The 13,856-nt window shown below is 43.3% G+C and carries 11 protein-coding genes and 1 tRNA gene; 7 read left to right on the top strand and 5 right to left on the bottom strand.

Features of this window, described 5'->3' with window-relative positions; all coding sequences use genetic code 11:
• Positions 1-2: 2 nt before the first annotated feature.
• The 3 genes from NWP22_RS13510 to NWP22_RS13500 form a co-directional block, all read right to left on the bottom strand.
• Positions 3-2,894 carry a glycerol-3-phosphate acyltransferase gene (locus NWP22_RS13510; protein ID WP_280801988.1) on the bottom strand — a complete coding sequence of 964 codons (2,892 nt, stop codon included), beginning with the start codon at positions 2,892-2,894 and terminating at the stop codon, positions 3-5.
• Positions 2,895-2,989: 95 nt separating this feature from the next.
• Entirely contained in the window at positions 2,990-3,130 is a 141-nt protein-coding gene (locus tag NWP22_RS13505; protein ID WP_271730551.1) for a hypothetical protein, read from the bottom strand.
• A 320-nt stretch (positions 3,131-3,450) separates the two neighbouring features.
• Positions 3,451-3,750: a 30S ribosomal protein PSRP-3 gene (locus NWP22_RS13500; protein WP_200988431.1), complete on the bottom strand. Its 300-nt coding sequence runs from the start codon at positions 3,748-3,750 to the stop codon at positions 3,451-3,453.
• 139 nt (positions 3,751-3,889) lie between these two features.
• Between NWP22_RS13500 and NWP22_RS13495 the strand changes: the two genes are divergently transcribed.
• Together NWP22_RS13495 and NWP22_RS13490 are read left to right on the top strand one after the other, a co-directional pair.
• Complete coding sequence (locus NWP22_RS13495) at positions 3,890-4,693, top strand: TIGR01548 family HAD-type hydrolase (RefSeq protein ID WP_271730548.1); 804 nt, start codon at positions 3,890-3,892, stop codon at positions 4,691-4,693.
• A 124-nt stretch (positions 4,694-4,817) separates the two neighbouring features.
• Positions 4,818-6,206 carry a cytochrome P450 gene (locus NWP22_RS13490; RefSeq protein WP_271730546.1) on the top strand — a complete coding sequence of 463 codons (1,389 nt, stop codon included), beginning with the start codon at positions 4,818-4,820 and terminating at the stop codon, positions 6,204-6,206.
• A 136-nt stretch (positions 6,207-6,342) separates the two neighbouring features.
• Here NWP22_RS13490 and NWP22_RS13485 read toward each other — a convergent pair whose 3' ends face one another.
• Both NWP22_RS13485 and ruvB read right to left on the bottom strand, forming a co-directional pair.
• The gene (locus NWP22_RS13485) at positions 6,343-7,149 is read right to left on the bottom strand and encodes a tetratricopeptide repeat protein (RefSeq protein ID WP_271730545.1); all 807 of its coding nucleotides are present in this window, start codon (positions 7,147-7,149) and stop codon (positions 6,343-6,345) included.
• A gap of 48 nt (positions 7,150-7,197) precedes the next feature.
• Positions 7,198-8,295: a Holliday junction branch migration DNA helicase RuvB gene (gene ruvB / locus NWP22_RS13480; RefSeq protein ID WP_271730544.1), complete on the bottom strand. Its 1,098-nt coding sequence runs from the start codon at positions 8,293-8,295 to the stop codon at positions 7,198-7,200.
• A 144-nt stretch (positions 8,296-8,439) separates the two neighbouring features.
• On the opposite strand from ruvB, the gene hisF reads away from it, so the two are divergent.
• From hisF to NWP22_RS13455, 5 genes are all read left to right on the top strand, one after another.
• Positions 8,440-9,213, top strand: coding sequence for an imidazole glycerol phosphate synthase subunit HisF (gene hisF / locus NWP22_RS13475; protein WP_271730543.1), 774 nt, complete (start codon positions 8,440-8,442; stop codon positions 9,211-9,213).
• Between the two features lie 108 nt (positions 9,214-9,321).
• On the top strand, positions 9,322-9,513 hold the full coding sequence (locus tag NWP22_RS13470; RefSeq protein WP_200988426.1) for a hypothetical protein: 192 nt from the start codon (positions 9,322-9,324) through the stop codon (positions 9,511-9,513).
• An 82-nt stretch (positions 9,514-9,595) separates the two neighbouring features.
• Positions 9,596-9,668: transfer RNA gene (locus NWP22_RS13465), tRNA-Ala, on the top strand.
• 372 nt (positions 9,669-10,040) lie between these two features.
• Positions 10,041-12,377, top strand: a complete 2,337-nt coding sequence (hsdR, locus tag NWP22_RS13460) for an EcoAI/FtnUII family type I restriction enzme subunit R (RefSeq protein WP_280801987.1) — start codon at positions 10,041-10,043, stop codon at positions 12,375-12,377.
• Between the two features lie 73 nt (positions 12,378-12,450).
• Complete coding sequence (locus NWP22_RS13455) at positions 12,451-13,743, top strand: type I restriction-modification system subunit M (protein ID WP_280801986.1); 1,293 nt, start codon at positions 12,451-12,453, stop codon at positions 13,741-13,743.
• Positions 13,744-13,856 lie beyond the last annotated feature (113 nt).

Raw genomic sequence — 13,856 nt, 5'->3', positions numbered from 1 at the left:
CTTCAATCTGATCTCAACTTGTTAGACAATTCGATAATTCCTCTTGACCCATCTATGCGTACCCGTTGCCCATCTCTTAGTCTCACTGTAGCATTATAAACATCCATAACGGCGGGAATACCGTATTCACGAGCTACGATAGCACCGTGAGACAGTCTTCCACCCGCTTCTGAAATTAAGCCTCCTGCTCTAACTAACAAAGGTGCCCAGCCTGAGTCTGTATAAGGTACTACCAATATTGTGTGGCTGTCTACTTCTGGTAATTCTTGCAAGTCTCGTACTATCTTAATCCGACCCTCCGCTTGACCGTGGCTAGCGGGGATACCCTGTAATACTTGGTCTGAGTACAGTGGGGAGGGAGGAAGGGGATGGGGTGGTGTATGACCATAAACTAAAAGGGGGATTTGATGAAATTCAGTATCTTGCTGGAATTGCCATCGCCTAAATTCTACTATCTCAGATAAATCTTCCCTCAGTTCAATATCATCACCTGCTACTAAACGCCGGACTTCGTTCAACTCTAGAAAAAAGATATCCCCACTTTGCTGGATTAAGCCGGATTTTAAGCAAGCTTGCTCTAAAGCTAAAAATCGCCACCGCAATTCAGCTAAGAAACGAGAATAAATTTCGGTAACTTGTCCTTTAATATCTACTCGTCGCTGTACTACCCCCCGTTTGCGCTTTGTCAACTTCACCGGTTTGTCTGTCTCTGCTGCATTTTGCCATAACTGTAAAAACAAGTCCTTGATGGGTTGGGGGTTTTCTTTCCAGGTAGGAACAGCAATATTTGTGCCCACATCGCTCAAATAACCGTAATCTTCCAGCAATTGGTTAAATTCATCGAGAATTTTCTCTCCTTCTGGTGTTTGCGCCAATTCTTCAAAGACTTGATCCGGTTTCGAGTCAGGTAATTGCTGTTTCGCCTGTGCCGCTAAAGCAGTCAGCGATCGCAATGCTGCTACCTCCGGAGCTATACTGTGATCAATTTCCCCGTCTTTAACGCGAAAAATCCCCTGTCTTAAAGCCACGCTCAAGGGTACTAAAATGCTGTAATAAGTTGCAGTGCGTAGTAATTCCAGAATATAATCTATTCTCTCCAATAACTGGGCTGCTGTCAGTTCTTCTATTAATTCATGTGCTAATTCTGACAAACTAGGCAGAAACTTTTTACTATAATCCCGCTTAAAGTCTTTTTCTAAGCTCAGTTCTCGGGTGAGTAACCGCATTAACCCTGGTAAATTATCCCAAGTGGACTTTAAGGGCGGTTTGCTCATCTTCGCCCCCCTGGTGAGAAATTCCAGACTTTCTGGTGGTAGACCCATCCGTAAAAAAATCTCTCCTAGCAGGGAAGCATTAAAATAGGCCCGGGAATAGTGGAGAGTAGCAGTGTCTGTAAAATCCAATCCCCAGGAGCGATCGCCCAAAACCACAGTAAAAATATCTCCCCAAACTCCGCAAGTTAAGGGGCGATTAATCGACCAAGTTAACGGATGAATCACACCAGGAATGACCTCGGCGGCTATTTTCCTCGTCCAGATCGGCAATAGAGTAGTAATAGGTCGAGACTGCAAAACCCAGAGATTTTGACCATCATAAGTCCACTCCATATCTTGGGGTAACCCGCGATACTGTTTTTCTAGTTGGCGGACTAAATATGCTACTTGTTTGATTAACGCTTGTGGTACTTCTACTTCCCGCCGAGACATTTCCCCCACCACTTGCACAGAGGAAACATTCTCTGTTTCCACCACAAAGGCGCGATATTGTTCTGGTGTCACCTTACCGGAAACCACTTGAGTGGGACTACCTGGTAAAGCCTCAATTACAATTGCATCCCCCTGTTGGCTAATGGGATCACGACTGAAAGCTACACCAGAATACACACTGGGAATTTGTTGTTGTACCAGCACAGCCATGGCCATATCTGGTAAACCGCGATCGCGACGATATTGTACAGCAGACGGATGATTGTAAGAAGCTTGAACTTGGGCGATCGCATCTCGTAATTGCTCGGTGGTAGTAACATTCAAAATTGTTGTATACTGTCCGGCTGCAGAAGCTTGTTCAGAGTCTTCTCCGATAGCAGAGGAGCGCACCACCAAAGGAGACAGATTAGAAGGCTGAATAATTGCCATCAAATTTTCCGGATCATCAACCGGGGAAATTACCCATCCTTTAGGTACTGGATAGCCCCAGCGATTAATTTCAGATAATGTCGCGGCTTTGTGTCCCACCACATTTGCATCCAACTCGTCATCTAAACAAAAAATCCGGTGATTCCCGCGTAAATATGCAAAAGCTGCTTGTGACTCTGCATCAGTCTCCGGTGCTGGTAAATTCAGGTCATCGGGAATTTTTGTATAAATCCACCCCAATACTCCCGCTAGGGTCACAGCCGCCATTATTTTGGGTATATCCTCAATATTCAGGAGTAACATCAACCAAGGAAACAGGAATAAAACTCCGAATTTTACCCATTGCCTAGATCGCAGAACTATAAAACTGATAATAGCCAATAAACTTGTAAATATTGCCACCAGCGGATCATGTACCAGGATCCCCCAAACAACATTGGTTGTTCCAGCCCCTCTACCCACCCCATATCTCCCTAAGACTAGGCCGATTAGAGCAATTAATTCCCAAGGGGATCCAGGGTGAAAAAACACACGGCACAGCAAAACTGCCCCCATGCCTTTGAGGGCTTCTGAAATAACCGCCAGGATTCCTACCCATGTGCCGCCGTGATAAAAAGCGGCTGAAACACTGATGTTTTTAGTACCAATTTGTGATAATTTTCTACCCTTCAGGGCATAGGTAATCCAAGCAATAATTGGCAAAGACCCCAAGAGGGGACAAGCAATTAAAATAACGAGGACACCCCAAGATTGAATCATTATGGTAGCGAAGACGTTTTAATCTATCTTGGTCGGTGGACACGTGGCTGCGGAATCAACCGTTGTTGCCAGTGTCCATCTTAGTTCCTAATGGCTTAGTTTAGCGCATAGGCGGCTTGTAAAGCCCATATAATTAAGGCGGCAATGGAACCCAACAGTAGCACAGTAGAGATGGTGACTACTCTGGGGGAATCGGCACCCTTGAATTTCATAATTCCTCGGTTTAAATCGGACATAGCTTTGTAATCCTCCTTTGTTACAGTGCTAATTTGTCCGTTTTGATTGTAGTCTTTCTATTTGTCGATCAAGCTAAATTACAGATAATATTTTGTTTAAGCTTTGTATTGTGGCTAGCAAGTGCCTATGGGTGAGAAATCCGTTGCTCATACGCATTCCCAATCGTAAAAACAGCGCCTGGGGCGCTGCTCATTTCAAGATACAGCAAATTTTATGGGCTGAGAAGGGCGGGCTTTCCTACCCACCCCACAAGTCTTTTTGTGATTTATATAGTACTTGTCCGCAGTCAACTTACTGTATCTAAAAACATAAGTAATATTTAGGCGCTACCTGTAAAAGCAACTTCAGGGAATTTCAATTGAGCTTCTGCCATCGGTCGTCTTCTGCCTTCCTCTTGCCAGTAGTTAATCACTTCTGTAGCTTTATTGAGCAATTCGACGCGATCTAAATCACTAATCCAGTGTTTAGCTTCTAATTCCTTTTTTAACTCTTCCCAGGCATCATTGCGAGGCCAGAAAAAGTACTTAGTCAAAGGACTTGTACCTTTGCCTACAACTTGATCCACTGCTAGGGCAACGTTTTCATCTAACCACAGAATTTTCAGAATAAATTGGGTCAATCACACCTCCGGGGAATATCAGGGGATTCTTACAATGTATGTGCTATGCGATCGCTTATTCTAACGCAATACCTCACCTATTGACTAAATAGTGGTCACAAATTGCTCTACCATAACCTCATAAGATAGAAAATCTCCTATGATGGCAAAATCTTCAGTAAAAACTGTTGTTGTTTTCGATATTGACGGCGTAGTCAGGGATGTTGCTAACTCCTACCGTCGGGCTTTAGCGGATACTGTGGAGCATTTCACCAACAGCGCCTATCGTCCCACACCCCAAGACATAGATCAGCTCAAATCTGAAGGACTATGGAATAATGATTGGGAAGCTTCCCAAGAATTTATTTACCGCTACTGTGAATCCCAAGGGAAAACTCGCCAGCAGTTACAACTACATTACAATGCCATAGTTGCCTTTTTCCAATCTCGTTATCGCGGTACAGACCCAGAGAACTGGACAGGGTATATATGTAACGAACCCTTATTATTACAACCGAGTTATTTAGAAAACCTCACCACCGCTGGAATTGCTTGGGGATTTTTTAGTGGTGCTACCCGTGGTTCTGCTACCTATGTTTTACAAAAACGTCTGGGTTTACAGTCACCAGTGTTAATTGCCATGGAAGACGCACCGGGTAAACCAGACCCTACAGGACTGTTTGCCACCGTGGAACTGTTAGGAAATCCAGTTAATAATCTAACAATTATCTATGTGGGAGATACTGTAGCTGATATGTATACCGTCAACAAAGCTAGAGAAATTCATCCTCACCGGAATTGGATTGGTGTAGGAATTTTACCGCCCCACGTTCAAGACACAGCCGCCCATAGTCATGCTTATACTCAAACTTTACTAACAGCAGGTGCAGCGGTAGTTTTAAGTAACGTCGAACAACTAACTGCCCTCAAAATACTAGAATTACAGGAAACCGGGGAAATTTAAAATTGAAAATGTAGAATTAATAGGAATCTCGAATGAGATTCTTGTTTTCAGATTAATCCAGAAATCGGTGCATGAATGACTACCTGATCAAATTTTTGCTCCAATTATTGGGAAAATAATCAAAATGTCTGCACTTCAACTACCTGATGGCCCCCAAACTCACCCTTGGCTACAGACATACCGATGGCTGAGTAGCCCTTTGGAATATCTAGAAGACTGCGCTAAAACCTATGGTGATATTTTCACTCTCCGCATCGGCCCTCTTTTTAAGCCGCAAGTATTCGTAAGCCACCCTCAAGGGATTCAGCAGATTTTTAGTACCGACCCCAAACATTTAGACTCTGGTGCCGCTACTGGCTTTCAAGCGCCTTTATTAGGAAGTCAATCATTACTGGCCTTAGATGGTAAGCCACACCAACGACAACGCAAGCTGTTAGCACCCCCCTTTCATGGGGAACGTATGTTAGCTTATGGTCAGTTAATTCGTGAAATTACTCAGGAAGTGAGTAATAAATGGCAAGTGGGGGAAACAATTTCTATCCTCTCATCCATGCAGTCCATTTCCTTTCAAGTGATTTTAAAGGCTGTATTTGGTTTGGCGCAAGGGGAACGTTACGAACAACTCAAGCAGATGTTAATTACCATCCTCAACCCCAAAAGACCTGCGTTGAGAGCATTGATACTCCTGTTTCCATCACTGCGACGGGATTTAGGTCTGTGGAGTCCTTGGGGCGAGTTTCTAAGTTTACGCCAGCAAATTGATCAACTTATTTATGCGGAAATTCAAGAACGCAAAGCACAGCCTGATTCATCTCGGACTGATATTTTATCTTTGATGATGGCTACTCGTGATGAAGCGGGTGAGGCAATGACGAATTTGGAGTTACGTGATGAGTTGATGACTTTATTAATCGCGGGTCACGAAACTACCGCTACATCACTGACGTGGGCTTTATACTGGATTCACAAACAGCCACATGTGAGGGAAAAATTATTGCAAGAGTTAAAAACTCTCGGAGAACACCCTGAACCCAATGCTATTTTTCGCTTACCTTATTTGAATGCTGTTTGCTCGGAGACTTTACGTATTTACCCAGTAGCTATAAATACTTTGACTAGATTAGTCAAATCACCGCTACAAATTGGAGAATATCAGTTTGCTCCTGGGACTTTATTAATCCCCTGTGTTTATTTAACCCATCATCGGGAAGATTTATACCCTGATTCTTTCACATTTAAGCCAGAGCGTTTTTTAGAAAGGCAGTTTTCACCTTCTGAATATTTACCCTTTGGCGGTGGTAACCGCCGCTGTTTGGGTATGGCTTTTGCCCTGTTTGAAATGAAATTGGTTTTGGCCACAGTGGTGTCTAATTGGCAAATGCAATTAGCGGATAGTCGGCCAGTGCAACCAATACGTAAAGGCTTACTGTTTGGCCCCAAAGGAGGGGTACAGATGGTTATTAAGGGGCGGCGTCAGCAACATCAGCTATTACCTGAGAATAGTTCAGTTTAAAACCGTGGGGGTGTGGTGTGACTCCTCAGTACGGATGAGTATAGTTTGACATAATACCCCCATAGGGTAGCGTGGTGTAAGCCATATGCTATCGCACCACCCCCATGGAGCTAAAATTTCTGTTGTGCGATGGTAATTACTCAAGGTGCAAAAATTTATCTAAAGCTGCTACCATCCTAGGCGGCCAACGGCGGATATTTTGCACCCAGTTCATATCTTTGTAACGATTATCCAGGCCATAGGCTGCTACCCAGTTACTTTCGGCTTCCCCTTTGTTACCATTTACCCAGTAAGCGGCGGTGAGGGCGGCGCGCATATCAGCAAATTTAGGATATTTGCGGACTATGTTTTTCATTTCGTGGATGGCGGCGTCGGTTTGACCGGTTTCATACAGGGCCAGGGCGTAGTTAGCCCGCGCAAATGCAAAGTTAGGGGCTATTTCTACGGATTTTTGATAGTCGGCGATCGCCTCTTGCCATTGTCCTAAACCCGATTTGGCATTACCGCGGTTATTGTATGCCATGGCATCATTAGGGTCAAATTCTAATATATGATTATAATCGGCGATCGCCTCTTGCCATTTGCCCAACCCTTCCAAGGCTGCACCACGGTTTAAATAGGGGTCAGTTGCATCGGGGGCTAATTCTATAGCTTTGTTGTAATCTGTGAGTGCTGCTGCTAATTTATTTTGACTGACCCGGGAGTTTCCCCGGTTACTCCATGCACCTGCATTAGTGGGAAACTGCTCAATAATTTGTGTCCAGTAAATTTCCGCAGTGGCAAAATCACCTTTATTTGTAGCTGCTAAAGCTTTATTAGCTAGTTGATTGCCTTGTTCTAGCTGTTCTTGAGTAATAGTAGCTCCTGGGGATACTGCCATGGCTGGTGTACTCCAGGTGAATACTAGTAATAAACTCAACAAAATACTAATTAATTTTACCATCCAGATTTACCTTAATTTCCAGTTCTCAGTTTCCTTATTTTCCCCCAATTACAGCATAGATAACTGTTCATTAGGGGGCTTGAGTCCCAAATGCTTGTAGGCGGCGGTGGTGGCGGTGCGTCCCCTGGGAGTGCGGCTTAAATAGCCAATTTGCATCAGGTAAGGCTCATAAACTTCTTCAATGGTTTGGGTATCTTCACCGGTAGCGGCGGCAATTGTTTCTAATCCTACTGGGCCGCCGTTGAATTGTTCAATGATCACACTCAACATCCGGCGGTCTGTCCAATCTAAACCGCAGGGGTCTACTTGAAATAGTTCCAGTGCTTCGGCGGCGACGGTTGCTGTAATCTTACCTGATATTCTGACTTGGGCGTAATCACGGACTCGTTTAAGTAATCTATTAGCAATCCGGGGGGTACCTCGGGAACGGCGAGCAATTTCTGTGGCACCATCTGCTGCTATGGCGGTTTTGAGTAACTCGGCGCTGCGGGAAATAATTTGGCTGAGTTCCTCAACTTCATAAAACCGCAGTTTCTGCACTAAGCCAAAGCGATCGCGTAGGGGTGAGGTGAGAGCGCCTACACGGGTTGTGGCTCCCACTAGAGTAAATTTGTTCAGTGGTATACTTCTAATGCGAGCGCCAGAACCTTTACCAACGGTGATATCTAAGCGATAATCTTCCATGGCTGGATAGAGAATTTCTTCTGTCATCCGGGAAAGGCGGTGAATCTCATCAATAAACAGGACATCCCCAGGTTTGAGGTTGACCAGTAAGCCTACAATGTCTCTGGGACGTTCTAGGGCGGGGGCGCTGGTAATTTTGTAGTTTACTCCCATTTCCGATGCTAGAATTACTGCCATTGTTGTTTTTCCCAATCCTGGAGGGCCATATAGCAGTAAGTGATCTACCACCTCACCCCTTGATTTAGCTGCTTTGATGGCAATATCTAGCACGTCCTTTAAGTCTTTCTGTCCAATGTAGTCGGCAAATCGCTGTGGTCTGATACTCTCTTCTGGGTGACTTTGTTCGTCAGTTGTTACCGACGGTTGCAAAATCTTCTGGTCAGATGCACTGCGACGCGGGGTAGGCTGATTTGGTTTCCCGTTGGGTTCTTGAGGCTGTTTTTTCGAGGAGATTATCGCCATAATTCAGCTATCAACCTTGAGTTCAGGACTGTTTGAGGATTAAACCACCATGGCTAGAGCAAAAAAAATTTTTTTTGCTGAGAATTACACAGGTCAATTTAGAATTTAAATTCCAGATGATTAGCCAGGAGTGAAAAATTTATTATGTTGTCTAAAAGAATCTTACCTTGCTTAGATGTGAAGGCGGGACGGGTTGTTAAAGGAGTTAACTTTGTCGATCTCAAAGACGCGGGGGATCCGGTGGAACTGGCTAAAGTTTACAATGAGGCTGGTGCTGATGAGTTAGTGTTTCTCGATATTACCGCTACTCATGAAGATCGGGACACAATTATTGATGTGGTTTACCGCACTGCTGAACAGGTGTTTATTCCTTTGACTGTGGGTGGTGGGATTCAATCCTTAGAAAATGTTAAAGCTTTGTTACGAGCCGGGGCGGATAAGGTTAGTATTAATTCGGCAGCGGTACGTGATCCAGACTTGATTAATCGGGCTAGCGATCGCTTTGGTAATCAGTGCATAGTTGTTGCTATTGATGCCAGGCGCAGAATTGCCCCGGAAAATCCGGGCTGGGATGTCTACGTCCGCGGTGGTAGGGAAAATACTGGTTTAGATGCCTTACTTTGGGCACAGGAAGTGGAAAAACGCGGCGCAGGAGAATTACTAGTAACGAGTATGGATGCTGACGGAACTCAAGCTGGCTATGATTTAGCACTGACGCGGGCGATCGCGGAATCTGTACAAGTTCCTGTGATTGCTTCCGGTGGCGCTGGTAATTGTGAACACATCTACACTGCCTTAACTCAGGGGAAGGCGGAAGCGGCGTTACTCGCATCATTACTACATTACGGCCAATTAAGTGTGGGGGAAATTAAGGAGTATTTACGCGATCGCTCGGTACCAGTCAGGTTGTTATCTTAAGGTTCAAAATTTTAGGGAAATTTAACCAGATTTATCACAAGTTCAATCCAGTTTTCTGAAATAGTGTTAAGATTGGTGTATAAGTATGAATAAATATGAAGAAATGTTATGTTGGTTGTAATTTTATTATTTGACATCGCACTAGTGGCCTGGTCTTTGCACCTAATGGAAAAAGCCGTACAGCATAAGGAGTTTTCCTTAATGCTGGCTGGGGGCTTAGTGGCCATGGCGGCGGCGGCTATGTTAGTTGTTTATTTTCTCATGGGGCATTGTATGACCTATTTGTTACAATTGTCTTAAAAAATCCTGAAGAATTAGAGATTAATCATAAATCCAGCTTGACAAAAGTCAAATCTTCAGGGATTATAATAAAGCATGACTCGGGGCTATAGCGCAGTTGGTAGCGCATCTCAATGGCATTGAGGGGGTCAGCGGTTCGAATCCGCTTAGCTCCATATTTATATAGTTTATATGTTTATATTATTTTGTTGTAGGAGTGGTAAGGGGATGGTAAAACCGCCCATCACTCTTGATATTCTGGCGAAAAATTAGTAGATATTAACTCACTTGTCGAAGTTTACCAACAACCGACAGATGCAGGTTATCAGCTGAGGCGAAAATTCACTGCGGGTCAAAATTTAACAATTCTCTCCCTACCAGATGTGAACATTACCGTTAATTAAATCTTGGTCTCCCCCAGTCTTCCCCTTTATTAGGAGAGGGTGAGCGGTTGTGGTTGAAACAGAGGTTAAAGGTGACTACCCAATCTTGTATACTGAGGTTGTGTATTTTTGTGTTCACACACCTCAAGTTTCAGCAGGCCTTTTATGTCAGAAGCTATTGATAAGAAATCTTTAAGTGAACGTGATATCTGTACAAAGTACATCACACCAGCTTTAGTGAATCAGGGATGGAATATCAATACTCAGATTCGAGAGGAAGTAACGCTGACAAAGGGGAGGGTGATTGTTAAGGGTAAGCTTGCTATTCGGGGTAAACAAAAACGCGCGGATTATGTGCTGTATTACAAACCCGGTGTACCACTAGCTGTGATTGAGGCTAAGGATAATAATCACAGTGTGAGCGCCGGAATGCAACAGGCGATCGCCACTGGTGAATTAATTGATGTCCCATTCATCTTTAGTGCTAATGGGGACGCTTTTATGATGTGCGATCGCACTATGACCGAGGGACAGCGAGAGCGAGAAATTCCCCTTGACCAGTTCCCCACACCGGAAGACCTTTGGCAAAAATACTGTAATTGGAAGGGGATTGACTGGGAAATTCAGGGGATTATTTCCCAAGATTACTACCCCAGTCCTGAGCAAAAACAACCCCGCTATTATCAACAAATTGCTATTAACCGCACAATTGAGGCGATCGCCAAAGGACAAAACCGGATTTTGTTAGTGATGGCCACGGGTACAGGTAAAACTTTTACAGCTTTTCAAATTATCTGGCGGTTGTGGAAGTCGGGAGCAAAAAAGCGTATTCTGTTTTTAGCAGACCGCAACATTTTAATTGATCAAACTAGAGTCAATGATTTTAAACCCTTTGGCTCAAAAATGACGAAAATTAAGCAGCGACAGGTAGATAAATCCTATGAAATTTATCTCTCCCTATATCAAGCAGTGACGGGAAATGAAGGGGCGAAAAACATTTATCGCCAATTTTCTCCAGATTTTTTTGACCTAATTATAATAGATGAGTGCCACCGGGGAAGCGCCAATGAGGATTCAGCATGGCGAGATATTTTAACCTATTTTAGCAGTGCTACCCAGATTGGCTTGACAGCTACCCCCAGGGAAACAGCGGAAGTTTCTAATATTGATTATTTTGGTGAGCCAGTTTTTACCTATTCCCTGAAACAAGGGATTGAAGATGGCTTTTTAGCTCCTTATAAAGTTATTCGCATTGATTTTGATCTAGACTTGAGTGGATGGAAACCGAAACCAGGACAACGGGATAAATACGGTAAAGAAATTCCCGACCAGATATTTAATCAGCAAGATTTTGATAAAACCCTGGTGTTAGAGAAGCGCACTGAGTTAGTAGCACGGATAATTTCTGATTATCTCAAATCCAGCGATCGCTTTGCCAAAACTATCGTTTTTTGTGAAACCACAGACCACGCGGAACGGATGCGGGTAGCATTGGTGAATGAAAATACTGATTTAGTCGCCAAGAATAGTCGCTACATTATGCGAATTACTGGGGATGATGCTCAAGGTAAGGCAGAATTAGATAATTTTATCAACTCAGAAAGTAAATATCCCACCATTGTTACCACCTCTGAGTTACTCACCACCGGTGTTGATGCTAAAACTTGCAAGTTGATTGTTTTAGATCAGCGCATTCTGTCTATGACTAAATTTAAGCAGATAGTTGGGCGGGGAACTCGCATTGATGAAGACTACGGTAAAATGTTCTTCACCATTATAGATTTTAAGAAAGCAACCCAGTTATTTGCTGACCCTGACTTTGATGGTGAACCTGTACAAATTTATCAACCCAAACCCGATGACCCAGTTAATCCCCCTGATCATGGGGATGATGAGCAAATCATAGATGATGGTGAAATTAGCCGCAAGCAGAAGCGAGAAAAGTATGTAGTTGCAGATCAAGAAGTTAACGTTACTCTGATTCGGGAGCAATACTACGGTAAAGACGGTAAGCTAATTACAGAATCAATTAAAGACTATACTCGCAAAACAGTGACTCAGGAGTACGCCTCATTAGATGTTTTCTTAAAAAAATGGCGCTCTAGTGAGCAGAAACAGGCGATTATTCAGGAGTTACAAGAATTGGGTGTACTTTGGGAAGCTTTAGAAAAAGAGATTGGTCAGGATTTTGACCCCTTAGATTTAATTTGTCATGTCGTTTTTGACCAACCACCACTGACACGCAAGGAAAGGGCGAACAATGTCCGCAAGGGTAACTACTTTAGCAGGTATGGGGAACAAGCCAGAACGGTTTTAAATGCTTTGTTAGATAAGTACGCTGATCGGGGAGTTGAAGATATTGAAACTCTGGATGTGTTAAAAGTTAAACCCATCAGTGATTTAGGTACTCCCTTAGAGATCATTAATATTTTTGGCGGTAAGCAGAATTATTTACAAATTTTGCAAGAATTAAAACAGAAAATTTATGACCTTGCTATGTAGTGGGGTTTACCAGTATCCTGGTTAAGACATTGAGCAACCCACCAGGACAAACGGGACAAAGACAAAATTTATTATGCCCATCAGCACTACAATTAAAACCATTCAAGATATTATGCGCAAAGATGCGGGCGTTGATGGTGACGCACAACGCATCAGTCAATTAGTTTGGATGATTTTTCTCAAGGTTTTTGATGCTCGTGAACAAGAATACGAACTCCTAGAGGATAATTATAAATCTCCTATTCCTCAAAGTTTACGCTGGCGTAACTGGGCTACGGATGCAGAAGGAATTACCGGAGATGCTTTACTAGATTTTGTCGATAATAGTTTATTTAAAACTCTCAAAGACCTGAGAACTACCACCAATGATCCCCGTGGGCAAATGATTGGTAAGGTATTTGAAGATGCCTACAATTATATGAAAAATGGTACTCTCATCCGCCAAGTAATTAACAAACTTAATGAAATTGACTTTAATAAAAAAGAGCAGAAAAAACAGTTCAGCGAAATTTATGAAAAGATTCTCCAAGATTTGCAAAGTGCGGGAAATGCAGGAGAATATTATACTCCCCGTGCGGTGACTAAGTTTATTGTCGATAGAATCAAACCACAATTAGGGGAAATTGTCCTTGATCCCGCTTGTGGTACAGGTGGCTTTTTAACAGCAACTATTGATTACATTCGCCAACATTTCCAAAGTGCTGATGTCCCACAAGTTCTGCAAAAGACAATTTGCGGAACCGAGAAAAAGCCCTTACCTTATAACCTGTGTATAACTAATTTGATTTTACATGGTATTGATATACCCGCAGCCGAACACGATAATACTTTGGCGCGACCATTGCGGGATTACAGTCCTCAAGAACGGGTAGATGTCATTATTACTAATCCGCCTTTTGGGGGGATGGAGGAAGATGGAATTGAGGATAATTTCCCCGCTACCTTCCGCACCAAGGAAACAGCAGATTTATTTTTAGTGCTGATTGTTAATTTACTCAAAGAAGGCGGTAGAGGCGCAATAGTTTTACCCGATGGAACCCTGTTTGGGGAAGGTGTGAAAACTCGCATTAAGGAAAAACTGCTGCAAGATTGCAATCTACATACAATTGTGCGGTTACCAAATGGGGTATTTAATCCCTACACAGGTATTAAGACTAATCTGCTATTTTTCACTAAAGGAGAACCCACAGAAACTATCTGGTATTATGAACACCCCTACCCAGTGGGGTATAAGTCATATTCTAAAACTAAGCCGATTCGCTTTGAGGAGTTTGCACCAGAGCAGCAATGGTGGGATAACCGCGAGGAGAATGAATTTGCGTGGAAAGTTACAATTACTCAGGACTTACGCAACTGGCACAAATAGGGAGCGGAGGGAGCCGCGCCACGGGACAATTTCAATTAAACCAAGCACATAGGAATACTTGGGCGTTTGAGTTGCTGTATTAAATAATTAGACAGCAAATTATGCTTGATTTG

This window comes from Anabaenopsis tanganyikae CS-531 (assembly GCF_029891675.1).
Classification (GTDB): domain Bacteria; phylum Cyanobacteriota; class Cyanobacteriia; order Cyanobacteriales; family Nostocaceae; genus Anabaenopsis; species Anabaenopsis arnoldii.
Note: the sequence above shows the minus strand (reverse complement) of the source record. Positions and strands in the feature narration are given on the sequence as shown.